The following is a 23,426-nucleotide window of genomic DNA, read 5'->3' on the forward strand; positions in this document are numbered from 1 at the left end:
GGCCGACCAGCCCGCCTTTTCCTTATACTGGAAAGGAGTGGCATCAATGGCTACTGAGATAATTATGCCAAAAATGGGAATGGGAATGGATGAAGGAACAGTTGTAGAATGGCTGAAGCATAAGGGCGATCCTGTAAAAAAGGGAGAATCCGTTGTTTCAATCAGTTCAGATAAAATAGAGAAGGATATAGAGGCACCGGCTGACGGCTTTCTCATTGATATTGAAGCAGGAGAAGATGCCGTCGTCCCTATAGGTCAGCCCCTTGGTTATATTGGCCAGAATGGAGAAACGGTTGCGACACAGGAGCAGAGTGCCGTTATTGCGGAAACGGAACCCGCTTCTCCGGTTTCTGGAGTCTCTCCTGCTGCGGCATCTGAAAAACCGGTTGCCGTCCCTGAGCAGCCCAGACTGAGGGTTTCACCGGCTGCACGGAAACTGGCAAAAACGGAAAACATTGATCTGAATACCGTAACAGGCACCGGTCCGATGGGAAGAATCACTAAAGCTGATGTGGCCGGAGCGATTAAAAACAAGGTCAATAAACCTGCAAGTGCAGCGCCTGCAAGTGAAGTAAAACCAGCAGTAAAGTCGGAAGCTGCAGGCACCTCACGAAAAGTAACCGGCATGAGAAAAGTGATTGCACAGCGTATGTATGACAGCTTGCAGAAGACAGCCCAGCTGACCCTTCAATCTACTGCCGATGTAACTGATTTAATTGCATTCCAGAAAGAAGCAAGGGAAGCTTACCAGATTAATGATGAGGTACGATTGACCATTACTGACTTCATTGCAAAAGCGGCTATTCAGGCTTTACTGGATTATAAAAAGATGAACAGTCTTTATGAAGGAAATACCATCACAACTTATGACAGCGTTAATCTTGGTGTTGCTGTAGCCTTAGATGAGGGACTTGTTGTTCCTGTCATAAAAGATGCAGATAAGAAATCAATCAGTGTCATTTCAAGAGAAATAAGAAGAGCAAGTAAAGCTGCACGTGGGGGCGAGATGGATCGTCTCCAGCTTAGCGGATCCACCTTTACGGTGACTTCACTCGGAACGTATGGTATCGGATTCTTTACGCCGGTTCTCAATCCTCCTGAAATCGGGATATTAGGTGTCGGAACGATCAGTGATCAGCCCGTATATATTGGAGACGCATTGCAGAGACGAAGCGTATTACCTCTAAGCCTTACTTTTGATCATCGGGCTATAGACGGCGCACAGGCCGCTGAATTCCTGTCTGCTGTGAAGAAAAATCTCGAGGCACCTCTTAAACTGGTTCTATGATTCTGTAAAGTAAAAAAATATCAGCCTCAGGCCAGCTTCCGTTACATGGGAAGCTGTTTTTTTTACATGTATGTGCACGGATTGATGGATAAAAGACCGGAAAATAGGTTACAATATTGGCAGGACTTGCTAAATAATCTTAGAGATTAGGTTATGACATTCGAAATCAATCATAACGATAAGGGGAACATGTATGCCGAATTCGAGATATTTCAGATTCTTTGTCTGGCTGTTGCTGATTCTGGTCATCTTAATGGTCGGATCGAAGCTGACGTTTATTTTACAACCCATAGGCGTTTTGTTTACGTCTCTTGCAGCTCCGCTTATTATTTCAGGTCTTCTTTACTATCTGTTAAGGCCACTGGTAAAGGGGCTCGTTCGTCTGAAGATCCCGAAAATGATCGCCATACTTATCATCTATCTGATCGTGCTCAGTCTGATTACCATGCTAATCATCTGGGTCGGCCCTATTCTTTATAATCAGTTTCTTTCCCTGATCACGGGCATGCCTGGTCTCGTTCAGCAGCTTGGCAATCAAATGAATAAATTTCAGTACAGTGAATTGTTTGACCGACTCAATTTGAACGAAATTTCGTATGTCGATATCACGAACAGATTTTCAAATTCGCTGACTTCAATAGCCAGTTCAATTGGAAATAATATCCTGAATATTATTCAGTCGGTAACCGGTACGATACTGATTATTGCTACTGTCCCCTTTATCTTATTTTATCTGCTTAAAGACGGCGACAGGCTGTCCGCCAGCGTCTTAACGCTCATTCCCAAAGAACACAGGGGTAAAGCAAAGGAAATCCTCAGGGATATGGATGAAGCACTGAGCGGATACATTCAAGGACAGATGATCGTCCTGATGTTTGATTTTATTTTAATTTACATCTGGTATCTGATCATCGGCCTGAACTATTCTCTGGTTCTTGCACTTATCATTCTTTTTACAAATCTGATTCCATTTATCGGATCGTTTATTGCAACGGTTCCCGCTGCCATCGTTGCATTCATTCAGGAGCCGGTTCTTGCTATCTATGTCATTGCCGGAGTTATCGTCGTCCAGCAGATTGAAGGAAATGTCATTTCACCTATGGTGATGGGAAGGAAACTTGATGTACATCCGCTGACCATTATTTGTCTGCTGCTTGTCGCAGGTAACCTCGCCGGGATCATTGGTATGATTCTTGCGATACCGTTCTATGCTGTATGCAAAGTGATCGTCACCAGAGTCTATAAATTAATACAGTTGAGAAAAAGATGAAACAGTGAATGGAAATCTCTTATGTTCCGGTATCATCCAAAGGGTCTGAAACAGGTGGGTGTAGAAGAAAATGGGATATATAGAAGAAATACGCTCGATGGTCGGTCACCGGCCACTGATTCTTGTCGGAGCAGTTGCCGTGATCAGTAATTCAAAGGGACACATTCTGCTGCAGAAACGCCGCTATCCGGAAAATACGTGGGGACTGCCCGGTGGCTTAATGGAGCCTGGTGAATCTTCAGAAGAAACGGCGATGCGTGAAGTCAGGGAAGAGACTGGTCTGACAATTGATCGGCTGAAGCTTGCTGGTGTCTTTTCTGGTGCAAATATGTATGCCATTGCAGAGAACGGTGATCAGTTTTATCCTGTAACCATCGCTTATCAGACAAATGATTACAAGGGTGAACTCATCATGGATCCGGCAGAATCTGTTTCATTTGCTTTTATGAATCCGGATGATTTACCAGAGAAAATGTTAAAGAACCACAGAAAAATTCTGAATGAAATCTTAACAGGAGATTAAAAAAAGGACCGGTTTTTCCGACCCTCTTTTTAATCTCCACGTCAATTATTTTATGGCTGTTTCAAGAGCAATTCTGATCATATCATTGAAGGTTGTCTGCCTTTCTGCGGCAGTTGTATCTTCACCAGTGAATATGTGATCACTGACCGTCAGAATCGTTAAGGCCCGTGCACCATATTTTGCAGCTAAAGTGTAAAGTGCTGTGGTTTCCATTTCTACGGCAAGAACGCCATAATCAGCCAGTTTTTTCATGATATCCATCGTGTCACGATAGAACACATCTGCAGAAAGAATATTACCGGCTCGGAGATTAACTCCCATTTCTTTTCCCAAGTGATAAGCCGTGTTTAGCAGTTCAAAGTTGGCTGTAGGAGCAAAATCCATATTCGGGAACACGGTATGATTGATTGCTGAATCCGTTGTTGCAGACATAGCTAAAATTACATCCCGAACATGAATATCCTTCTGTATCCCGCCGCATGTCCCGACACGAATCAGGTTCCTGACGCCATAATCCCGAATCAGTTCGTTCACATAAATAGATATTGAGGGAATACCCATCCCTGTTCCCTGAACAGAAATACGCTTCCCTTTGTAGGTCCCCGTAAACCCCAGCATACCTCTGACCTGATTATACTGAACGGGATTTTCAAGATATGTGTCGGCGATATATTTCGCACGGAGCGGATCACCGGGCAGCAAAATACTGTCGGCGATTTCACCTGGCTTTGCCTCGATATGAATACTCATAGTTATCCCCCTTGTGTTTATGTAACCTTTTTTATTTTAGCACGACCGGCGACCTGTGTGATGATCGTTATCAGCATTCATACAATTCAAGAGGAAGGTCATCAGGATCTCTGAAAAAAGTAAACGGTTTACCGGTCAGTTCATCTATTCGGACAGGTTCACAAACCACCCCCTTCATGTTCAGCTCCTGAACCGTTTTCCGGACACTGTTCACGGCAAAGGCCAGATGACGTAAACCACACGCCTCAGGCCGGGTCAGCCTGGCAGGTGGATCAGGAAAGGAGAAGAGTTCAATCCGGCTGCTTTCATTGTTTTCCAATTGCAGATCCAGTTTATAGGATTTCCTTTCTTTGCGATATGTTTCCTGAAGTACGCGGAAGCCCAGAACTTTTGTATAGAAATGTTTAGACTTCCGGTAATTGGAACAGATGATCGCGCAGTGATGAAATCGCAAAAGGGACATGGCTATGGCCTCCTGAATAATAGAAATGATCTTCCATTTGATTATGAGTCAAGTGAGAGTGAGCCGTCAATTGGGGTTTCCATTTAAGATATATCGGAAAAAAGCTGAATTTCAGGCCAGTCCCCCCCCTTGACTTTTAAACACTTGCGAACCATATTATAGGAAGAAAGGGTATACAGGGTTTCAAGTTAAAGGTGGAATGGATTATGGATAACAGACCGGAACAGAGGGGTACGCAAGGTCCACATCATCATCATCAAACATCAAATCAGACTGCATTACTGGCCGGTTTTCTACTGATCACCGGATTTATGATTGTTGAAGCTGTCGGCGGTCTGCTCAGTAACAGTCTGGCTTTATTATCGGACGCAGGCCATATGCTGAGTGATTCAATATCACTGGGACTGAGTTTTACTGCACTGATGGTAGGTTCAAAGATTCCTGCCAATCAGACAAAAACTTTTGGATATAGACGATTTGAAATTCTGGCTGCTCTTTTTAATGGTGTCCTGTTACTCGTCCTTTCTGTATGGATCATTTATGAAGCCTTCCAGCGGTTTTCCCATCCGGCACCGATTCATAGCGGAAGCATGCTGGTCATCGCCTTCATCGGGTTAATCGTCAACATTTTCGTTGCCTGGATACTGTCAGGAGGAGAGAATAAAGAAAATCTGAACGTGCGCAGTGCGTTCGTTCATGTTCTTGGCGACCTGCTCGGTTCAGCCGGTGCCATTGTTGCTGCTGTTCTTATTTACCTGTTCGGGTGGGAGTTTGCCGATCCGTTAGCGAGTCTTATTGTCTCAGCCGTCATTATCAGAAGCGGGTGGCAGGTCCTGAGAGATTCGATTAATATTCTGATGGAAGGTAAGCCGGACAATCTTGATCTTGAAGAAATCAGAAACAGGATTTGCGGAGTTGAAGGGGTGATCAGTCTGCACGACATGCATATCTGGACGATTACTTCAGGCTTTTTATCTCTCAGCTGCCACCTGATTGTTGCAGACCGGACAGATCGAGACCGCATCCTGAACGATGTACAGCACATACTCAGTGACTACCATCTGATGCATTCAACGGTGCAGATTGAAGGAACAACATTTGAAACGTGCTTTTCCGATTGCGCTCATCAGAAGAAGAACGCATGAAGTAAAACCTGCCAACCGGCCGGTCACACGCTGAATGATTTGTCCAAAAAATTTTTAATAGATATAGATTTAAAAGTATACAAAGAAAGCGGCCGTCATTCGGTCGCTTCTTCATGATTATGGCTGAACGGCTTTCAGATAATCCCTGATTTCGTCCGGAGATTTGTCATCAGCCCGGAGATGGGCCTTTTTTTCACCGTTTTTAAAGGCAAGCAGGCTGGGTACACCAAGGACCTGATATTTCTCGCCTAAATCCGGAAATTTATCTCGGTCTGCAGAGTACCACTTAAAGCTGTTCTCTTTCACGAGATCATCCACATAGGTGTTCAGTCGTTTACAATCCGGGCACCATGTTGTTTCAAATTTAATGATGACGGTATCCGGGCTGCTAATTACTTTATTAAATTCCTCTTTCGTTTCAATAGCTTTCATGACAGAGACATCCCCTCGTTGTGATTCCTTCTTTATTATTTTAACAGGATGTATCGCTTTCGCAATCTTTACCGCCTGGCATCACCTTACTTCTTATTTCGCGGGTCACGTGTTAAAGTGGATATAAATAAAAAATAGAAATGGAGGAAATGTTTATGACAAAAGAAGCCCTGCTGATTGTTGATATGAGTAATGATTTTGTGGCAGATGACGGTGGCCTGACAGCCGGTAAGCCGGCACAGGAGATTGTTCCCTATATTGTCTCACTGGCGCAACAATTCCATGATAAAGATAAACCAGTCATTTTCTGTATGGATGCCCATGAAGAAAACGATCCGCATTTCAAACTGTGGCCGCCGCACAATATCAAGGGAACACATGGCGCTGAGCTGTACGGGGGACTGGGTCGCTGGTATTCTGCTCATAAAGAGGATGCGGGCGTCATTTTCGTTCCGAAGCCGGAATATGACGCATTTATCGGCACAAACCTGGATCAGATTCTTCGCTCGCTGCATGTAGACACCGTGCATTTGACAGGTGTGTGCACGGATATATGTGATTTTCTGACGTGTTACGGTGCGTATTCACGCGGGTACCGAACCGTTGCACACAGCAAAGGGATGGCAACTTTTACAGGTCAGCATGAACTTTTTCTGAAACACATGCAGGCCATATTTAAAACTGAGATTGTTGAATAATAGCGGATTGAAGGAGTGAGACCATGCCTCATAGATGTGACTGGCATACAGATGATCCTGTCTATATCGACTATCACGACCGTGAATGGGGAAGACCGGTTTATGATTCAAAAAAATTATTTGAAATGTTATGTCTCGAAGGCATGCAGGCAGGTCTGAGCTGGATTACCATTTTAAAGCGGAGAGAAGCATACAGAAGAGCCTTTGCCGGTTTTGATCCGGAAATCATTTCAGAGTTTACTGAAGATCAGGTCGGCGCGCTGATGCAGAACAGCGGGATCATCCGTAATCGCAGGAAGATCAGGTCGATCATTCAAAACGCCCGGTCTTTTCTGGAATTAGAGAAGGAACAGTCTTTCAGCACCTACTTATGGCGCATAGTTGGTGGACAGCCGATCACACACTGCTATCATTCTGCCTCTGAGATACCTTCTTCGAGCGTTGAGTCACGCATGATGAGCAGAAATTTAAAAAAATGCGGCTTCAGCTTTGTCGGAGAGACGATCTGTTATGCGTTTATGCAGGCCGTCGGCATGGTTAATGATCACGAAACAACGTGTTTTTGCTATGCTCAGATTCGGGACCAGAATCGGTTGGATAATCACTCAGTCAAACTTACGGATTCCCGGTACAAACAGGATGAGAAAAACAGCGATCACAACTGAAAGACCCAGGATCATGATTGCGGCAATCCCTCCGACTATATCTGCAAACCAGCCGGTAAACAGGAACCCCGCCGGAAGAAGTGCGAAGGAACCCAGCATATCCAGACTTGCGACCCGCCCAAATGCTTCAGGAGCAACCTGTTCTTGAAGACTGGTTTCCCAGATGAGCCCGAAAGTCATCATTCCGAAGCCTTCAACAATCATCAAAACAATCAACAGCACTTCTGAGCTGGCGACAGGCATCAGAAGCAGGCAGAATCCGGAAAGGCCAACACCGGCGTAAGCGATGAAGCCGCGAAATCTCCATGTTTTCCTCATGCCGAAAATGAATGCTGCGATGGCAGCTCCGATTGCTTCTCCTGACATGACGATACCATATACATATGGAGGATATTTTTCATGAATGTTGATCAGCCAGGGGATCAGAATAGCAATCACACCGGTTGTGAAAATATTAATCAGACTAAATGCGATAATGGTTACCCAAAGCCATGTTTGTTTTCTTATGACATCAATCCCTGCAAAGCATTCGCGGAAAAATGAAACCTTTTTTTCAGGCCGAACGTGTTTATACATTCTGCCTTCACGGGTTAAGAAAAGAAGACAGATGAACGAAATGAGAAAGGTGATTCCATCAATTCCAAATCCAACCGGGGCTGAAAGCATACCGATAATGAATCCGCCAACTGCAGGCCCCAGAAGACGCATGCCCTGAACGCTCAGCTGGTTCAGGGCGTTTGCAGAATTGCGTATTTCCGGTACAAACACAGTGGCCCGCATGGCGGAGAAAGCAGGCTGGAAAAGACCGTCCATCAATCCAAAAATCACCGCAATGAAGGTCAGAAGATGAATCGTCAGCTGCCCGGCGAGCCCCAGTCCCATAGTTGTAAAGGCAAGCAGACATCTGATGAAGTCTGCTGTCTGCATGAGCCGCGCACGATTCATACGATCAACAATCAGGCCGGCAAAGGGCAGGATGATCACATTCGGCAACATATACGCCGTCATGATTAAACCCATGGTAACCGTTGACTGACTGAGTGAATAAACAAGGACAGGGAGAACGATACTTGTTATCGAAGAGCCTAAAACGGATAAGGTATTGCCAATCCATAACGCACGGAAAGCCCGCGAAACAAAAACAGGCTCAAGAAACTGAGGATATTTTCTTTTTGTACGATTGATTTGGGATTCTGTCATTTGATCAACCCACTTTGAAAGTGACAAATTTACGATACATGAATAAACTATAAACGTTTTTCTTCCATTCGTCATCGGAATTGCGAACTTTATTATGATAACGGACCGGAAGAGAAAGTATGATGTATGATAAAATGGAGAAAAAAGAAAGCTGTGATCATATGTCAGACCGACTGACGGAACAGAAGACAGACTCAAAAGAACTATTCAGGGGGGAAATTGTCCACTTGTTTTTGGACACGGTGGCACTACCTGATGGTCGAAGTGCAACAAGGGAAGTCGTGAAACATCCGGGAGCAGTCGCGATCATTGCTGTAAATGATCAGGGGAAACTTCTGCTGGTCCGGCAGTATCGCTATCCTCTTGACGGGATCATTTATGAAATTCCGGCCGGGAAGCTCGAGCCTGGAGAAAATCCTGATCATTCAGCACACCGGGAACTTGAAGAAGAGACCGGTTATCAGTGCACGCAGCTCGAGAAAGTAGCGTCTTTTTATTCGTCCCCCGGTTTTTCTGATGAGCTGCTTCATATCTATTTTACAGACACTCTGACCCCAGGGAGACAGCATCTGGATGATGATGAATTTCTTGAGGTCTGTGCGGTCAGTCTGGAAGAAGCAGAAAGAATGGTTGTAGAGCATCAGATCGCGGATGCCAAGTCTGTCTATGCGGTTCAATATCTGCGTCTTCTTGCACTGCAGGGGAGAAAATTGAAATAAATATCCTATCATACACATCTGATTGAAAGCCGGATTCTGTCATAACTTCCTTTGAAGTTCATAGATTAATTAATAGATTTAATCTCAGAGGATGATGACAGGGGGCGGTCCGATGCTCGGGGAAATAGCGGGGATCAGAATCAGAGACATCGTAACGGGACACATCAGAAATTATTTATCGCTTTATACATTTGTAATCGCACTGTTTCTTATGGGTATTGTTTTTGGATCCATAATCGTCAACAGTCTCCCATTTGAATCGAGAAATGATTTGTTTAATTATCTGGAGCAGTTCTTTGGTGAACTGGCAAAGGGGCAAATTGCTGATTCGCATGTGTTATTCCGTGAAAGCCTGCTAAATGATCTGCAGTATTCAGGATTGATCTGGGTGCTCGGATTATCAGTTATCGGATTACCGATTATTTTTATTCTCATTTTCATAAAGGGTATGGTTCTTGGGTTCACCGTTGGCTTCCTGGTCGGTCAGATGGGTTTACAAGGCTTTATGGCTGCTGCCGTCAGCGTCTTTCCGCAGAATCTGCTGATGATTCCTGTGGATTTATTTCTTTCCGTTGTTGCTGTTGTCTGTTCCCTGAAGATGATCAGGCAACTGCTCATGCGAACCCGCAGGGAGCCGCTCCTCCCCCAGTTCATATCTTATGCACTGATCTTATTGATCTGCGCCTGTTTTACGGTCATTGCGAGTGGATATGAAGCCTATATCTCACCAACACTGATTGGTCTGTTTGTTTCCTGACGAATAGATCATACAGGGGATCCACATTTAAATAACAGAAGATCGAGAATTTAAAATAAAATAATTACAAGGTAAAAATGATTATACTTATCATTGACAACATTACTGCGCGGGGGTATAATTTTCAATGAACAGAACATTGAAATAAGAAATAGCTTGTTATGACAAATGATATCCTGCGGGAGGTGTCTGAATGAAAGCCAGGATGAACCGGATTAAAAAGCAGCTGCATGCACAGAAATATAAACTGACACCTCAACGTGAAGCAACAGTGAGTGTTTTACTTGAGAATGAACAGGATCATCTGAGTGCAGAAGATGTTTACCTGCTTGTCAAAGAAAAGGCACCGGAAATTGGGCTTGCAACCGTTTATCGGACACTTGAATTGCTTTCGGAATTGAAAGTTGTTGACAAGATTAATTTTGGTGACGGCGTTTCACGCTATGACCTGAGAAAAGAAGGAGCTAATCATTTTCATCATCATCTTGTCTGCATTGAATGCGGGGCAGTTGATGAGATTCAGGAGGACCTTCTGGGTGATGTAGAAAATATCGTGGAACGCAAATGGCATTTTAAAGTAAAAGATCACCGTCTGACTTTCCATGGTATCTGTCATCGCTGCCAGGAAAGGCATGAAGAAGAAGAACGAAAACTTCGGGAACAGGTATTGGAAGAAGAAACTGAAAAAGTCTAATATTGATTGGGCGCAAATCACGTGCCTCCAGGCATGGGATGGATAGCCCTGGTGATGACGCCTGATGGCGTTTTTTTTTCGTTTCATTTTTGGTCATTACTGCCTTTTTAATCATTCCCGGTGTACTCATGGAGTAGTCTGAAGATCAAAATCATTCTTTAGAACATAGCAGAGACTCCTTTTAAGAAGGTGGTATACCGCTACGAAAAAAATGTTCAGAAAAGCAAAGACTCTGGCGCCGCCTGCAACAACGGCAGGTCTTTCTTTAATTTACAGGCTTTTCCGAAAGACAAAGAACAGGTAAAATATCAGTTAGACAGTATCTCCCAGGTTGTCACAACGTATGAATGCATGTCCCCGTCGCATATCATTTACAGGGCATCTAAAATACATGATATGTAATGAGGAGTGGATCCTATTGAGAACAAGGTTAAAGCTGATTTATGATGCGTCCCGCCTGTTTCTGCTCTTTATTCTGCTGACAACAGTCTTCTATTTCGGTATGAGCTGGATTGATCGATATCAGAACCATTTGCATCGTTATGATGAACCTGGATCAGGTGCTGTAGATGTTGCGGCCGGGCGGACGGGAGAAAGTGTAGCGTATTTACCGACATTTCATGCTGATGATCCCATCAATCGTATACTCTATTTTCTGAGAGAGGGGGAATGATCCCTTGCTGAAAGAAGCCAATGAATATCTGGAAGCCCTGCGACAGGAACGTCGGTTAACAGATAATACCCTTTCAGCCTATCAACGGGATTTAAAACAATATGTTGATTTTTTGACCCGGGAAGTGCATTGTTCAGCATGGGCTGATGTTTCAGAAGTATCAGTGATGAAATATTTTTACTGGCTTCGTGACAGACATCGTGCTTCGGCGACGGTGGCACGCAAGGCATCTGCGGTACGAGGCCTGCATCGCTATTTGTACCGGTATAAAAAGGCGGATACAGATCCGGCCTATGCGATTGTCCTGCCCGGTGTTGAGCGGACACCTCCGGAAATCCTTTCTGATGAGGAAGTTGATCGGCTTCTTTCAGCCCCTGATTCAGACACTGGCTCAGGAAAAAGAGACCAGGCCATGCTGGAATTACTCTATGCCACCGGAATTCGCGCATCTGAACTGATCAATCTGAATCTGTCCGATCTGAATCTGCAGCTTGGTTTTGTCCGCTGTAAGGGGATCAGAGGGAACGAGCGGGTGATACCGCTGGGGCAATCTGCAAAACACGCGCTGCATATTTATTTAAACGATGTCCGTAAAGCGCAGGAGGACAGGCTGGAAAATTCCCCGCTCTTTCTTAATAACCGTCATCATCGACTGACAAGACAGGGAGTCTGGAAAATTCTGAAAAATTATGGCTCTCTGACAGGTATTGGTTCAACCTTATCTCCGGAAACGCTCAGAAATACGCTAACCGCACGGATGCTGGAGAACGGCGCGGATATGGCTTCTGTAGATGAAATAATGGGAAGAGAGCATTCACTGGCATTAAACAGATATCCGAGGCGCAGCAACAGTCGTTTACGGGATGTTTATGTTCGCTTTCATCCCAGAAGATAATAAAAAATGATCGGAGGAACAGACATGCAGGAGATTACGGAAGTCGTCAGTCAAATGAGAAAAAGAACATCAAAAGAGCCAAAAATTGGTCTGATTCTCGGTTCAGGCCTTGGTGATCTTGCTGATGAAATTCAAGATGCCGATTACATACCTTACCATGCACTTCCCTATTTCCCCGAACCCACCGTAAAAGGACATGTCGGACGATTTGTCGTTGGAACCCTTGAAGGTAAAGAAGTGGTTGCCATGCAAGGCAGATACCATCATTATGAGGGCTATTCCCTGAGACAGGTTGCTTTTCCGGTAGACGTCATGAAAGCACTGGGCATCCATTATCTGATTGTGACTAACGCAGCCGGCGGGATTAACACAAGCTTTTCGCCTGGAGATCTGATGCTCATTCAGGATCATATTAATATGCTTGGCGGGAGTCCATTAATTGGCCCTGATGATGAAACATCAGGGCCGCGTTTTCCCGATATGTCGTCCGCTTATGACCGGAAACTGATTGAACTTGCTGAGGAAAAGGCAGATCAGCTTGATGTGGCTGTGAAAAAAGGGGTCTACCTGGCAACGCCTGGTCCGCAGTACGAAACACCTGCTGAAATTCGAATGATGCGTGTTATGGGGGCCGATGCGGTGGGCATGTCCACCGTCCCGGAAGTTATTGAAGCCGCTCATGCGGGATTACAGGTTCTGGGTATCTCATGCATTACCAATATGGCAAGTGGTATTCTGGATCAGCCGCTTTCGCATGCCGAAGTGATTGAAACAGCGAATAAAGTAAAAGACCACTTTATACAACTTGTGCAGGCAGTTGTGAAAAATATCTGACTTTTCTCTGTGAGACAGAAGGGCCGGGAACAAATCTATTCGTTCCCGGCCCTTTTTTTGTACGAAAAAAGAGAGAATAAGAAAAAAACTGCCGGTCGATGTGAACTCCAAAAGTCGGCCCGTTTCTCTTCATATTAAATGAAAGCCCTTGCAATAATTGCTGCTGTTGTCTTTTCTACCGTTTTAAGATTGAAAGGGTAGAATGATTTAAGCCTTGTACCTTCTGAGGGAGAAATATGTCCTTTTTTTATCTTCGTTCAGCCGTATAAAACAGTGGATACTGGAAAGAATGCAAATGATGATTACGAGGAGGTAGGGTTCATGAAGCAATTTTATGCCTGGCTTATTTGCAGTGTACTCGTTTTTTCTGCTGTTGCTCCTGCGTCTTCCGTTTCAGCGGAAAATACAAAGGAAGTAGATACAAAGAAGAGCGGGGCAAAATCGGCTATTGTCATAGAGCAGGAAACAGGCAGGGTACTTTATCAGAAAAACGCGGATAAAGAACTGCCGCCTGCAAGTATGACCAAGGTCATGACATTATTGCTGATTTTCAAAGCACTCAGTAAACACCAGATTTCTTTAAATGAAAAAGTTAATGTCAGTGAACATGCTGCCTCGATGGGCGGATCACAAGTCTTTCTGGAGCCCGGAGAAACGATGACCGTAGACGAAATGCTGCGTGCGATTGCCATTGCCTCAGGTAATGATGCATCGGTAGCTATGGCTGAGCATGTAAGTGGCACTGAAGAGGCTTTTGTCCGTCATATGAATCGGGAGGCGAAAAGGCTTGGCTTGAAACATACAAGGTTCCAGAATACCACCGGGCTTCCTGTCGGGAATCATTTTACAACGGCACGGGACATGGCGATTATGGCGCGTGAACTTGCACAATATGAACAGGTCTTTGGATACACTTCGAAGTACGAGGACTACCTGAGGGAGGACACGGACAAGAGGTTCTGGCTGGTGAACACCAATAAACTCATTAAAACCTATCCAGGTGCAGACGGATTGAAAACCGGGTACACCAATGAAGCAAAGTATTGTCTGACGGCAACGGCAAAGCGGAATGGCATGAGAGTGATTGCCGTTGTCATGGGTGCGGGTTCACCTAAAGAAAGAAATAAAGAAATTGCCGGCCTGATGGATCAGGCTTTTGCACGGTACAGCACGCAGAAATTGCTTGAAAAAAATAACACCGTAGCAGTTGCACATGTCAATAAAGGGAATCCGGGAAAGATTGATGTTGTAACAGGCAGGCCGGTGATCCTGCTCTTGAAAAAAGGCGAATCCATAAAAGGCTTTAAAAAGCAGACACAAATTAAGAAAGATCTGCAGGCACCGATCAAAGCAGGGACCGTGATTGGGTATTACACCATCAGCAGTAAAGGAAAAACGATCTCACGTACACCTCTCGTTGTTAAAGAAAATATCAAACGCGCCTCATGGTGGCAGTTATTTAAGAGAAGTGCCGGGTCTATTCTGGCACACTGATTTAATGGATGGCTGATCAGTCCGTATTTTGCCGAATGGACACTAGTTATGTCAGTGTGAAGGAATCACTACATTCTGCATAGAAAAGTGTATTTAAATAGAATCACGTCTTTTCAGTACAGAAATGAGAGAGGGGAAATCATCACATGGCTTTAAAAACCAATTTAGAAGTTAAATTCGGTGTCCTCTGTATCCGGCTGGAGGGAGAACTTGATCATCATACAGCTGATGATCTTCGTAATCAGGTGAACAGGATAATGGATGAAGAGCCGGTTCATCATATTCTTCTGAATCTCGGGAAACTGGAATTTATGGACAGTTCAGGACTTGGGGTGATACTTGGCCGATATAAAAAAATTGCCGGACTTGGAGGAGAAATGGTCGTCTGCTCCATTTCCCCGACAGTTCGCAGACTATTTGAACTGAGTGGTATGTTCAAAATCATCCGGCTTGAGACAGATGAACAATATGCACTTCATTCCCTGGGGGTGGCCTAAAATGACAAATAAGATGACGCTGACCTTTTCCGCAATAAGCAGTAATGAATCATTTGCCCGTGTAACCGTTGCATCTTTTGTCGCCCAGCTGGATCCCACTTTAGAAGAACTGACTGAAATTAAGACGGTGGTTTCAGAAGCTGTAACCAACTGCATTATTCACGGATACGGAAACACCGGTAAGGGTATCGTCCGTGTCTGCGCTGAGCTGGATCATGGCGCGCTCAGTCTCAGTATTCATGACGACGGGGCAGGGATTCAGGATATTGAGCAGGCGCGTCAGCCATTGTTTACGACGAAACCCGAGCTTGAAAGATCCGGTATGGGTTTTACGATTATGGAAAACTTTATGGATCACGTGACTATCGAATCCGTGCAGGGAAAGGGTACGACGATTTTCATGACTAAGGCGATAACCCATAACAAGGCAGTATGCAAGTAGGGAGACATGCACATGGAGTTAAATCCCCGGAAAGAGGCGAAAGAGCCGCTTCTTGATGATAAAGAAGTCAAGCAGTTGATCAGACGCAGCCAGACAGGTGATCATGATGCACGGGACCGCCTGGTTCAAAAAAATATGCGACTGGTATGGTCGGTTGTCCAGCGTTTTATCAACAGAGGGTATGAACCGGATGATCTATTTCAGATCGGATGTATCGGTTTACTTAAATCGGTGGATAAATTTGATTTGAAATTTGATGTCAAATTTTCAACATATGCCGTCCCAATGATCATCGGGGAAATCCAGCGCTTTATCCGTGACGACGGGGCGGTAAAGGTCAGCCGGTCACTGAAGGAGACCGGCATTAAGGTCCGTAAAAAAAGAGATGAATTGTCTAAAAAACTGGGAAGAAATCCGACAATCAGTGAACTTGCTGAAGCGCTGGAGCTTCCCGCTGAAGATATCGTGCTGTCGCAGGAAGCAATCCGCTCACCTTCTTCTATTCATGAAACGGTTTTTGAAAACGATGGTGACCCAATTACAATTCTCGATCAGATATCGGATGGTGACAACGGGAAGTGGTTTGACAAAATGGTTGTCAGAGAAGCTCTGGAACAGCTTGATAAACGAGAGCGGCTGATTGTCTATCTGCGTTATTTCAAGGACCAGACGCAAACTGAGGTGGCTCAGCGTCTTGGAATATCACAGGTACAGGTGTCCCGGCTGGAAAAAAAGATACTTGAAGAAATAAAAAGTCAGATGGCCGAATAGCCGTCCGGCTTTTTCCTTGTATTTGAGGAAAGAACAAAATTTTCGTGGGAAAAGGGTTCAAAAAAACCAGACCTCCGGCAGCGCCCCGGAACGTGCCCGTCGGCAGTATTTCTTCCAGACATATTTTTCAGCCTTTCAGTGAATACTACGGGAAGCTTCAGATTTCCTATGATGGGGGAAGACACCTTGCTTAATGATCCGAAAAACTATACCGAGAACATAAAACCCTTCCAGCCGAAAATTCCTTATGTAGCTAATTGTTTCAGAGCCTTTTTCTTTGGTGGTCTGATCTGTGTTATTGGACAATGCATCCAGGTTTTTTATATGCATTTTTTCCATTTTTCCCGTGAAGGTGCAGGAAATCCGACGGTTGCAACGCTTATTCTCATATCCGCTCTGATGACCGGATTTGGTATCTACGATAAACTTGCCAGATATGCCGGTGCAGGATCCATTGTTCCGGTAACCGGCTTCGCCAATTCAATTACCAGTGCAGCGCTTGAACACAAAAATGAGGGTATCGTGCTCGGAATTGCGACAAATCTATTCTCACTTGCCGGAGAAGTCATTGTGTTTGGTGTGGTTTCTGCTGCAGTTATGGGCATGCTTCGTTTGTTTATCGAACATTTGCTTTAAAGGAGTGAGTACACCATGGGTAAAGTAAGAAAACAAACATGGCGGTTTGAAAATCCGGTCTATCTGCTGTCTACGGGTACAGTAGTCGGACCTCTTGAAGGACAGGGACCACTTGCCGGAACCTTTGATAAGGAATATCCGACGCTTTACTGCGGGGAGAAGGACTGGATTGAAGCGGAGCGTGCTTTATTGCGTCGTTCAATATCTTTCTGCCTGGCTAAAGCGGGAAAGGCAGAAGGGGATGTTGATTTCTTCCTGGCCGGTGATTTAATGGATCAGACAGTGACTTCAAATTTTATCGCCCGTGAACATCGTATTCCTTTTCTGGGGCTGTTCGGTGCCTGCTCCACTTCGATGGAGACACTGGCTACCGGTGCGCTGCTTGTAGACAGCGGTTATGCAGAGCATGTGCTGTGCGCGGTAAGCAGCCATAATGCAACCGCTGAACGGCAGTTCCGATATCCGACTGAATATGGAGGACCGAACAACCTGACTCAGACATTTACGGTTACCGGTGCGGGGGCTGCGCTGGTGACAAGAGAAAAAGGAAGGGTAAGAGTAGCAGACGCTACGATTGGCAGGGTCATTGACTGGGGTGTTGCCGATGCAAATAATATGGGTTCAGCGATGGCACCTGCTGCTGCGGATACGATTTGGACACATTTTCAGGACACTGGAAGGACTCCGGATGAATACGATCTGATTATGACAGGCGATCTCTCAAGTGTCGGATCACCGATTCTTAAAGAGCTGCTCATTGAGAAAGGGCTCGATATCAGCAGGCAACATCAGGATTCAGGACTGATGATTTACAGCCCCGACCAGCCGGTGAATGCCGGTGGAAGCGGATGTGCCTGTTCAGCTGTGGTGACCTACGGATATCTTTATCAGCGGCTGGCCGAAGGATCAATGAAGCGTGTACTGATTGTTGCAACCGGTGCACTTCTGAACAGTGTGACACCGAAACAAAAGGATACCATTCCTTGCATTGCTCACGCAGTAGTTCTTGAATCGGCTAAGGAGGAGAAACGATGATTTTTCTCTATGCTTTTCTTGTTGGTGGTGCAATCTGTACAGTCGGTCAGATTTTAATGGATGTATTTAAATTGACACCTGCTCACGTCGTTGCGTCATTTGTTGTTCTTGGTGCTGCCTTCGATGTATTCGGACTTTATGATCGACTGATTGCATTTTCCGGAGCCGGAGCAACTGTACCTATCACAAGTTTTGGTCACTCGCTGTTACACGGAGCCATGGCAGAAGGGCATGAGCACGGGTATCTTGGGATCGCCATTGGGATTTTCAAATTGACATCGGCAGGGATTACGTCGGCTATTTTGTTTGGATTCCTTGTCGCTTTGGTATTCAAGCCAAAAGGATAAGGAGGTTGCTTCATGGCCAGCCAGACAGAAAAAAAGCCGATCAGCAAATTTATAGATGACAATGTCCGGAAGATGTACAACATTTTAGATATCGGGCCGGAAAACTTTGATGTCGGTGAACGTGACATTCGTATCCTCGGCCGTAGTTGTCGCATGTATTATACCAACAGTCTGGCAGACAGCAGCATGATCACTATCATGATGCGTGAATTTATGCGTATCACGAATAACAATGAGCATACTTTGGATATTTTTAAGGAAATTAAACAACATCTTGTTCATTATCAGGTTGAAGAGATCACGACACTGAATGAAGTCATTGATAAAATGCTGACCGGACGGATCGTCATCATCATCGATGGGGAAACGACCGGTTTAAGTATTGACCTTCGTCATTATCCGGGCAGGCAGCCGCAGGAGCCTGATGTAGAAAAAGTGGTCCGCGGTTCAAAAGACGGATTCACTGAAAATATTATTGAAAATTCAGGACTGATCAGAAGAAGAATCCGTGATCCGCGTTTTCGTAGCGAAATCATGCAGGTAGGCGTTCGATCCCGGACGGATGTCTGCCTCTGTTATTTAAAGGATGTGGCTAACCCCGGTATTCTGAAAACGTTGAGGCAGGAATTGAAGGCGATCAATGTAGACGGTATTCCAATGGCTGACAATGCACTGGAAGAATTTATCATGAAACAGGGATGGAATCCTTTCCCACTGGTCCGTTACACCGGTCGCCCGGATGTTGCTGCCAGTCACCTTCTGGAAGGGCATGTGGTACTGATATCCGATACGTCGCCAAGTGTGATGATCCTTCCAACGACACTTTTTCATCATTTACAGCATGTTGAGGAATACCGCCAGGTGACTGTTACCGGTGCTCTTCTGAGATGGATCCGTTTCATTGCGGTCTTCAGTTCCATTTTTCTTGTACCGCTGTGGCTTCTTCTCGTCCAGGACCATTTGCTTCCTGAGCAGCTGAGTTTTATCGGACCGAATAAGACGGATTACAACCTCCCGCTCATCGTCCAGATCCTGATTGCTGAAGCAGGTATCGAGTCGCTCAGAATGGCAGCCATACATACGCCCACTTCACTGTCCACAGCCCTCGGTTTAATTGCTGCTGTGCTGATCGGACAGATAGCGATTGAGGCAGGTGTTTTCATTCCGGAAGTTATCCTGTATACTTCAGTTGCTGCGATTGGCGGATTCGCCACGCCAAGTTATGAGCTGCAGCTTGCTGATAAAATCATGAGATTGCTGCTTATTCTTGCAGTTGCCTTTTTCCATGTACCCGGATTTATGATATTTACGACGTGGATGATCATTTATCTCGCGCACGTGAAAAATTTGGATACACCCTATCTGTGGCCGTTCATCCCGTTTAACCCGACCGGATTATATAATATATTGATCAGGCGTGCCATGCCGACATCGATTGTTCGCCCGAGTATTGTGCGCCCATTAGATAAATATCGACAACCGAAAAAGTCAGGAAACAGTTAATCTCTTGTGAACAGCAGATAAACATGGTACACTACACCTAATTTGACAGTATTTCTAAAAATGTACGGGAAATAAGAAGCAGACGCACTCAGCCAGGGTTCTGTTTCCCGTCGTTTGCATTCCGGCACTTACAAACAGATCACTGTCGGGCGTCGTCATTTTCTGACAATAAAATGAGATAGAGCTGGTCCAAACAGGCTCTTTTCATTCGTAACGGAAGACCCGGTGAATAAAACAGAGAACGGGCAGACCGGGAAGGGGAGATCCTTTTGCATGGGACACAACAAATCGGAGAAAATAATCATCTATATATCGGCGGCGTGGATACGGCAGAACTTGCGCGCGAATATGGGACACCGCTCTATGTATACGACACCGAACTGATCCGGAGAAAAATAGAGTCTTTTATTCAGAGCTTTTCCGCATGCGGCAATCTGACCTGGCAGGTTGCATATGCCAGCAAGGCGTTTTCCACCATTGCGATGATTCAGCTGGTTAAAGAATATGGCCTTTCTCTGGATGTGGTTTCAGGTGGAGAATTATATACAGCCCTGAAAGCAGGCTTTCCGGCAGATAAGATTAACTTTCACGGAAACAATAAGTCGGATGAGGAATTGCATATGGCTCTGGATGCAAACATCGGTACGGTCATTGTGGATAATGAATATGAACTTGTTCGTCTTGAACAGTTTTGCGCGGAAAGAGGGAAAAAAATGAAGATTCTTCTGCGCGTGACGCCAGGTATCGAGGCCCATACTCATGAATTTATTATGACCGGTCAGGACGATACAAAATTCGGATTCAATCTGGATAACGGAATGGCGGAGCGCGCAGTTGTTCAGGCTATACAGGCAAGTCATCTGGAACTTGCGGGGCTCCATTGTCATATTGGATCACAGATCTTTGAGCCGGAAGGGTTTATTCAGGCAGTCAGAAAAATATATGAATATGTGGGGAAATGGCAAAAAAATTATCATTTTCAGTTGCATGTCCTGAACCTCGGAGGAGGATTCGGCATAAAATACACGGAAGATGATCATCCGCTTCCTGTTGAGATCTATATTAAAAATATTGTTACGGCCGTCAAGGATGAATGCCGGAAGCGGTCGCTTCCCTTACCGGAAATATGGGTCGAACCCGGCCGCTCCATCGTCGGCGAAGCCGGAACAACATTGTATACTGCAGGATCAATAAAGTTCATTCCGGGTGTCAGAAAATATCTGTCGATAGACGGGGGTATGACCGATAATATCCGGCCGGCACTATACCAGGCTCATTATGAAGCTCTGTGTGCCACACGGGCAAATGAACCCGCGGATGATCATGTCACGATTGCAGGAAAATGCTGTGAAACAGGGGATGTATTGATAAGAGATGCGAAATTGCCAAAGACCGGTACAAGCGGTGATATTATTGCCGTTTTCTGCACGGGTGCCTATGGATACTCAATGGCCAGCCATTATAATCGTCTTCCTAATCCAGCCGTTGTCTTTGTAGAAAACGGGGAAGCTCAACTTGCGGTTCGCAGGGAGACCTACGATGACCTGATCAGCCATGACATTCCATTAAAATCGTCTCTTTCGCGTCATTAATTGATTTATCCTGTGATATCGACATGACAGGTGCAGAACGGGATGGGGTTGGTTATAATAGAAATGGATAACTTTTCTGAGCTGTGATCTATGAAGGAAACAATCATGGTAATGAGGGGTCAAAAGAAATGTTGATTCATTATAAAAAAAGTTATGAGAAAATCGCTATGGGACTCTTGTCTTTTATCCCGTCAGAAAAAGATATCAGGGTGCTTCAGCAAACGATCAGCAGATATGAGGAAGAAGAACCCTGGCAGCTGTTTTTATGGAAAGATGGTGAGGATGTCATCGGTGTGATCGGTATTTATCGGGACGAAGGATCAGATGAAGCGGTCATCAAACATCTCAGTGTGAATCCATCCTATCGTGCAGAAGGTGTCGGTAAAAAAATGATCTGTGCCGTAGACAAAGCACTTGGAGAACAGGTGAAACTTCTTCCTTCAGATTCAATAAAGGGCTATTTTGACAGCTGCTTTCAGAATAATGAAGAGAAGGAAACCGGGATATGATCGGTTTCTTTTTTTTTGTACTAAAACAGAAAAACGCAAAAAGGATCATAAACTCGATTGAAACAGTCCCACCGACTGTCAAGTCTCTGAAACAGCTGGCAACTTACCGGTCGGCAGGTTTTCTTCACACGTTCAGATGGTAAAAACGCGATGCAAAACGACCGGATTCACTGGCCCGCGGGAATATGCTATGATATGTGCATGAAATCGCCTGAAACAGGAGGACCTGATTTGGAATATAAAGTAAAAATTGATGCATTTGAAGGCCCTCTTGATTTGCTGCTTCATCTAATCAAGACGCTTGAAATTAATATTTATGACATTCCGGTGGCAGAAATCACCGATCAATATATGGATTACATACATCAAATGCAGAAACTGGAACTGGATGTTGCAAGTGAATATCTTGTCATGGCCGCCACTTTGATTGATATGAAAAGTCGCATGCTGCTTCCTAAACCCGAAGTGTATCATGATGATGAAGATCAGCCCTATGAAGACCCGGAAGAGTCGCGTCAGGAGCTGATGAGACAGTTGCTGGAGTATAGGAGATATAAAGGGGCAGCTGAAACACTGCGCAACAGTGAATCGAAAAGAAATCTCCTTTATTCTAAACCTCCGGACGATTTTTCCCGTTATGAACGTGAAGATGTGACTGTGATTCCCCAATCTGAACGGGCTACCCTGCATGATATGCTTCTCGCCTTTCAGCGCATGCTCTTACGCAGAAAAATGGAAGGGCCGCTGGATACAAAGATCGACCGGCAGACCCTCCCGGTTGGTGTTCAGATGAATGTCGTTCTGACTGAACTGAAAAGGGCAGGGGCTCCACTCTTTTTTGATACCTTGTTTACCCAAAAGGACAACCTGCATCTCGTTGTGACTTTTTTGGCGATTCTTGAATTGATGAAGAAAAATGCAGTTAAAGCCAGACAGAAAGAAAATTTTTCCAGAATCTTAGTGAGTCTGGATAAAGGAGCTGATTCAATTGACACCGGAGAAACTGCATTCGATTATTGAGGGACTCCTGTTTCTGACCGGGGAGGAAGGGGTGCAGATCAAAGAGCTATCCCACGCGCTTTCCGGCATCAGTCAGCAGGAATTGACTCATGTCATCGCGAAGCTAAAACAAGAATATAAAAATGATAAATGTGGACTGATGATTGTCGACATACCCGGAGGATACCGTATGACAACGAAGCCATTTATGGCTGAATATGCAGAAAAATTTGCAGCGATTCCTAAATCTTCACCACTTTCGCAGGCCGCGCTTGAAACCGTCGCCATTGTCGCTTACAAACAGCCTGTTTCCCGGATCACGATTGATGAGATACGTGGTGTAAAATCAGATCGTGCATTGCAGACTCTGATGGTCAGAGGGCTGATTAAGGAAGTGGGCAGGGCAGAAGGTCCGGGACGGGCCATTCTGTACGGCGTGACAACTGCTTTTCTGGATTATTTTGGTCTGCACTCTCTCGACGATATGCCTTCATTGCATGATGCAGCCGGTCAGCCTAAAGAACAAATGGATGCTTATGATTTGTTTTATGATAGATATAAAGAGACAGTGAAAGATTTATAAGAATCCAGATTG

The 23,426-nt window shown here is 45.0% G+C and carries 28 protein-coding genes; 24 read left to right on the forward strand and 4 right to left on the reverse strand.

Annotated elements, in window-relative coordinates:
• The first annotated feature begins 46 nt into the window (after positions 1 to 46).
• From EWH91_RS04805 to EWH91_RS04815, 3 genes are all read left to right on the forward strand, one after another.
• Positions 47 to 1,288, forward strand: coding sequence for a dihydrolipoamide acetyltransferase family protein (locus EWH91_RS04805; RefSeq protein WP_129928894.1), 1,242 nt, complete (start codon positions 47 to 49; stop codon positions 1,286 to 1,288).
• A 193-nt stretch (positions 1,289 to 1,481) separates the two neighbouring features.
• Positions 1,482 to 2,558, forward strand: coding sequence for an AI-2E family transporter (locus EWH91_RS04810; protein ID WP_129928895.1), 1,077 nt, complete (start codon positions 1,482 to 1,484; stop codon positions 2,556 to 2,558).
• A 70-nt stretch (positions 2,559 to 2,628) separates the two neighbouring features.
• The gene (locus tag EWH91_RS04815) at positions 2,629 to 3,081 is read left to right on the forward strand and encodes an NUDIX hydrolase (protein ID WP_129928896.1); all 453 of its coding nucleotides are present in this window, start codon (positions 2,629 to 2,631) and stop codon (positions 3,079 to 3,081) included.
• A gap of 45 nt (positions 3,082 to 3,126) precedes the next feature.
• Here EWH91_RS04815 and deoD read toward each other — a convergent pair whose 3' ends face one another.
• Both deoD and gloA2 read right to left on the reverse strand, forming a co-directional pair.
• Positions 3,127 to 3,831, reverse strand: a complete 705-nt coding sequence (gene deoD, locus EWH91_RS04820) for a purine-nucleoside phosphorylase (RefSeq protein WP_129928897.1) — start codon at positions 3,829 to 3,831, stop codon at positions 3,127 to 3,129.
• Between the two features lie 70 nt (positions 3,832 to 3,901).
• Complete coding sequence (gene gloA2, locus EWH91_RS04825; protein ID WP_129928898.1) at positions 3,902 to 4,294, reverse strand: SMU1112c/YaeR family gloxylase I-like metalloprotein; 393 nt, start codon at positions 4,292 to 4,294, stop codon at positions 3,902 to 3,904.
• 206 nt (positions 4,295 to 4,500) lie between these two features.
• Between gloA2 and EWH91_RS04830 the strand changes: the two genes are divergently transcribed.
• The gene (locus EWH91_RS04830) at positions 4,501 to 5,439 is read left to right on the forward strand and encodes a cation diffusion facilitator family transporter (protein ID WP_129928899.1); all 939 of its coding nucleotides are present in this window, start codon (positions 4,501 to 4,503) and stop codon (positions 5,437 to 5,439) included.
• 117 nt (positions 5,440 to 5,556) lie between these two features.
• On the opposite strand, the gene EWH91_RS04835 is transcribed toward EWH91_RS04830, so the two are convergent.
• A complete protein-coding gene (locus EWH91_RS04835) occupies positions 5,557 to 5,871 on the reverse strand; it encodes a thioredoxin family protein (RefSeq protein ID WP_129928900.1) in 315 nt (104 codons plus the stop codon).
• Between the two features lie 155 nt (positions 5,872 to 6,026).
• Between EWH91_RS04835 and EWH91_RS04840 the strand changes: the two genes are divergently transcribed.
• Positions 6,027 to 6,569 carry a cysteine hydrolase family protein gene (locus EWH91_RS04840; RefSeq protein WP_165364243.1) on the forward strand — a complete coding sequence of 181 codons (543 nt, stop codon included), beginning with the start codon at positions 6,027 to 6,029 and terminating at the stop codon, positions 6,567 to 6,569.
• Between the two features lie 23 nt (positions 6,570 to 6,592).
• Positions 6,593 to 7,234 (forward strand): DNA-3-methyladenine glycosylase I, encoded by a 642-nt coding sequence (locus EWH91_RS04845; RefSeq protein ID WP_129928902.1) that lies wholly within the window; start codon positions 6,593 to 6,595, stop codon positions 7,232 to 7,234.
• On the opposite strand, the gene EWH91_RS04850 is transcribed toward EWH91_RS04845, so the two are convergent.
• Positions 7,175 to 8,434 carry an MFS transporter gene (locus EWH91_RS04850; protein WP_129928903.1) on the reverse strand — a complete coding sequence of 420 codons (1,260 nt, stop codon included), beginning with the start codon at positions 8,432 to 8,434 and terminating at the stop codon, positions 7,175 to 7,177. The two genes, EWH91_RS04845 and EWH91_RS04850, sit on opposite strands and share 60 nt — an antisense overlap.
• 122 nt (positions 8,435 to 8,556) lie before the next feature.
• On the opposite strand from EWH91_RS04850, the gene EWH91_RS04855 reads away from it, so the two are divergent.
• The 18 genes from EWH91_RS04855 (at position 8,557) to scpB (ending at position 23,414) form a co-directional block, all read left to right on the forward strand.
• Positions 8,557 to 9,153, forward strand: coding sequence for an NUDIX hydrolase (locus EWH91_RS04855; protein WP_483315821.1), 597 nt, complete (start codon positions 8,557 to 8,559; stop codon positions 9,151 to 9,153).
• 112 nt (positions 9,154 to 9,265) lie between these two features.
• Complete coding sequence (gene spoIIM / locus EWH91_RS04860) at positions 9,266 to 9,910, forward strand: stage II sporulation protein M (RefSeq protein ID WP_129928904.1); 645 nt, start codon at positions 9,266 to 9,268, stop codon at positions 9,908 to 9,910.
• Positions 9,911 to 10,103: 193 nt separating this feature from the next.
• Positions 10,104 to 10,604 (forward strand): ferric iron uptake transcriptional regulator, encoded by a 501-nt coding sequence (gene fur, locus EWH91_RS04865; RefSeq protein ID WP_129928905.1) that lies wholly within the window; start codon positions 10,104 to 10,106, stop codon positions 10,602 to 10,604.
• Between the two features lie 418 nt (positions 10,605 to 11,022).
• On the forward strand, positions 11,023 to 11,277 hold the full coding sequence (locus EWH91_RS04870; RefSeq protein WP_165364244.1) for a DUF4227 family protein: 255 nt from the start codon (positions 11,023 to 11,025) through the stop codon (positions 11,275 to 11,277).
• 4 nt (positions 11,278 to 11,281) lie between these two features.
• Positions 11,282 to 12,172, forward strand: coding sequence for a tyrosine-type recombinase/integrase (locus EWH91_RS04875; RefSeq protein WP_129928907.1), 891 nt, complete (start codon positions 11,282 to 11,284; stop codon positions 12,170 to 12,172).
• Between the two features lie 24 nt (positions 12,173 to 12,196).
• The gene (locus EWH91_RS04880) at positions 12,197 to 13,006 is read left to right on the forward strand and encodes a purine-nucleoside phosphorylase (RefSeq protein WP_129928908.1); all 810 of its coding nucleotides are present in this window, start codon (positions 12,197 to 12,199) and stop codon (positions 13,004 to 13,006) included.
• Between the two features lie 321 nt (positions 13,007 to 13,327).
• Complete coding sequence (locus EWH91_RS04885; RefSeq protein ID WP_129928909.1) at positions 13,328 to 14,500, forward strand: D-alanyl-D-alanine carboxypeptidase family protein; 1,173 nt, start codon at positions 13,328 to 13,330, stop codon at positions 14,498 to 14,500.
• Between the two features lie 146 nt (positions 14,501 to 14,646).
• Complete coding sequence (gene spoIIAA, locus EWH91_RS04890; RefSeq protein ID WP_129928910.1) at positions 14,647 to 14,997, forward strand: anti-sigma F factor antagonist; 351 nt, start codon at positions 14,647 to 14,649, stop codon at positions 14,995 to 14,997.
• 1 nt (position 14,998) lies between these two features.
• Positions 14,999 to 15,439 carry an anti-sigma F factor gene (gene spoIIAB / locus EWH91_RS04895; protein ID WP_129928911.1) on the forward strand — a complete coding sequence of 147 codons (441 nt, stop codon included), beginning with the start codon at positions 14,999 to 15,001 and terminating at the stop codon, positions 15,437 to 15,439.
• 12 nt (positions 15,440 to 15,451) lie between these two features.
• Entirely contained in the window at positions 15,452 to 16,210 is a 759-nt protein-coding gene (gene sigF, locus EWH91_RS04900) for an RNA polymerase sporulation sigma factor SigF (protein ID WP_129928912.1), read from the forward strand.
• A 186-nt stretch (positions 16,211 to 16,396) separates the two neighbouring features.
• Positions 16,397 to 16,846: a stage V sporulation protein AC gene (spoVAC, locus tag EWH91_RS04905; RefSeq protein WP_129928913.1), complete on the forward strand. Its 450-nt coding sequence runs from the start codon at positions 16,397 to 16,399 to the stop codon at positions 16,844 to 16,846.
• 15 nt (positions 16,847 to 16,861) lie between these two features.
• Positions 16,862 to 17,881, forward strand: coding sequence for a stage V sporulation protein AD (gene spoVAD, locus EWH91_RS04910; RefSeq protein WP_129928914.1), 1,020 nt, complete (start codon positions 16,862 to 16,864; stop codon positions 17,879 to 17,881).
• The gene (spoVAE, locus tag EWH91_RS04915; protein WP_129928915.1) at positions 17,878 to 18,228 is read left to right on the forward strand and encodes a stage V sporulation protein AE; all 351 of its coding nucleotides are present in this window, start codon (positions 17,878 to 17,880) and stop codon (positions 18,226 to 18,228) included. Before spoVAD ends, spoVAE begins: the two co-directional genes overlap by 4 nt.
• Before the next feature lie 12 nt (positions 18,229 to 18,240).
• Positions 18,241 to 19,731, forward strand: coding sequence for a spore germination protein (locus EWH91_RS04920; protein WP_129928916.1), 1,491 nt, complete (start codon positions 18,241 to 18,243; stop codon positions 19,729 to 19,731).
• 263 nt (positions 19,732 to 19,994) lie between these two features.
• Positions 19,995 to 21,323, forward strand: coding sequence for a diaminopimelate decarboxylase (lysA, locus tag EWH91_RS04925; RefSeq protein ID WP_129928917.1), 1,329 nt, complete (start codon positions 19,995 to 19,997; stop codon positions 21,321 to 21,323).
• Between the two features lie 128 nt (positions 21,324 to 21,451).
• A complete protein-coding gene (locus EWH91_RS04930; RefSeq protein WP_129928918.1) occupies positions 21,452 to 21,832 on the forward strand; it encodes a GNAT family N-acetyltransferase in 381 nt (126 codons plus the stop codon).
• A 231-nt stretch (positions 21,833 to 22,063) separates the two neighbouring features.
• Complete coding sequence (locus EWH91_RS04935; protein WP_129928919.1) at positions 22,064 to 22,852, forward strand: segregation/condensation protein A; 789 nt, start codon at positions 22,064 to 22,066, stop codon at positions 22,850 to 22,852.
• Entirely contained in the window at positions 22,821 to 23,414 is a 594-nt protein-coding gene (scpB, locus tag EWH91_RS04940; RefSeq protein WP_129928920.1) for an SMC-Scp complex subunit ScpB, read from the forward strand. The genes EWH91_RS04935 and scpB overlap by 32 nt, the downstream gene beginning before the upstream one ends.
• The last annotated feature ends 12 nt before the right edge of the window (positions 23,415 to 23,426 follow it).

Origin of the sequence: Sporolactobacillus sp. THM19-2 (assembly GCF_004153195.1) — a bacterium.
Lineage (GTDB): Bacteria > Bacillota > Bacilli > Bacillales > Sporolactobacillaceae > Sporolactobacillus.

Excerpts from the sequence above, each read along its gene's own strand:
- EWH91_RS04805 (WP_129928894.1), top strand. The coding sequence starts at position 47 with ATGGCTACTGAGATAATTATGCCAAAAATGGGAATGGGAATGGATGAA.
- EWH91_RS04810 (WP_129928895.1), top strand. The coding sequence starts at position 1,482 with ATGCCGAATTCGAGATATTTCAGATTCTTTGTCTGGCTGTTGCTGATT.
- EWH91_RS04815 (WP_129928896.1), top strand. The coding sequence starts at position 2,629 with ATGGGATATATAGAAGAAATACGCTCGATGGTCGGTCACCGGCCACTG.
- deoD (WP_129928897.1), bottom strand. The coding sequence starts at position 3,831 with ATGAGTATTCATATCGAGGCAAAGCCAGGTGAAATCGCCGACAGTATT.
- gloA2 (WP_129928898.1), bottom strand. The coding sequence starts at position 4,294 with ATGTCCCTTTTGCGATTTCATCACTGCGCGATCATCTGTTCCAATTAC.
- EWH91_RS04830 (WP_129928899.1), top strand. The coding sequence starts at position 4,501 with ATGGATAACAGACCGGAACAGAGGGGTACGCAAGGTCCACATCATCAT.
- EWH91_RS04835 (WP_129928900.1), bottom strand. The coding sequence starts at position 5,871 with ATGAAAGCTATTGAAACGAAAGAGGAATTTAATAAAGTAATTAGCAGC.
- EWH91_RS04840 (WP_165364243.1), top strand. The coding sequence starts at position 6,027 with ATGACAAAAGAAGCCCTGCTGATTGTTGATATGAGTAATGATTTTGTG.
- EWH91_RS04845 (WP_129928902.1), top strand. The coding sequence starts at position 6,593 with ATGCCTCATAGATGTGACTGGCATACAGATGATCCTGTCTATATCGAC.
- EWH91_RS04850 (WP_129928903.1), bottom strand. The coding sequence starts at position 8,434 with ATGACAGAATCCCAAATCAATCGTACAAAAAGAAAATATCCTCAGTTT.
- EWH91_RS04855 (WP_483315821.1), top strand. The coding sequence starts at position 8,557 with ATGTATGATAAAATGGAGAAAAAAGAAAGCTGTGATCATATGTCAGAC.
- spoIIM (WP_129928904.1), top strand. The coding sequence starts at position 9,266 with ATGCTCGGGGAAATAGCGGGGATCAGAATCAGAGACATCGTAACGGGA.
- fur (WP_129928905.1), top strand. The coding sequence starts at position 10,104 with ATGAAAGCCAGGATGAACCGGATTAAAAAGCAGCTGCATGCACAGAAA.
- EWH91_RS04880 (WP_129928908.1), top strand. The coding sequence starts at position 12,197 with ATGCAGGAGATTACGGAAGTCGTCAGTCAAATGAGAAAAAGAACATCA.
- EWH91_RS04885 (WP_129928909.1), top strand. The coding sequence starts at position 13,328 with ATGAAGCAATTTTATGCCTGGCTTATTTGCAGTGTACTCGTTTTTTCT.
- spoIIAA (WP_129928910.1), top strand. The coding sequence starts at position 14,647 with ATGGCTTTAAAAACCAATTTAGAAGTTAAATTCGGTGTCCTCTGTATC.
- spoIIAB (WP_129928911.1), top strand. The coding sequence starts at position 14,999 with ATGACAAATAAGATGACGCTGACCTTTTCCGCAATAAGCAGTAATGAA.
- sigF (WP_129928912.1), top strand. The coding sequence starts at position 15,452 with ATGGAGTTAAATCCCCGGAAAGAGGCGAAAGAGCCGCTTCTTGATGAT.
- spoVAD (WP_129928914.1), top strand. The coding sequence starts at position 16,862 with ATGGGTAAAGTAAGAAAACAAACATGGCGGTTTGAAAATCCGGTCTAT.
- spoVAE (WP_129928915.1), top strand. The coding sequence starts at position 17,878 with ATGATTTTTCTCTATGCTTTTCTTGTTGGTGGTGCAATCTGTACAGTC.
- EWH91_RS04920 (WP_129928916.1), top strand. The coding sequence starts at position 18,241 with ATGGCCAGCCAGACAGAAAAAAAGCCGATCAGCAAATTTATAGATGAC.
- EWH91_RS04930 (WP_129928918.1), top strand. The coding sequence starts at position 21,452 with ATGTTGATTCATTATAAAAAAAGTTATGAGAAAATCGCTATGGGACTC.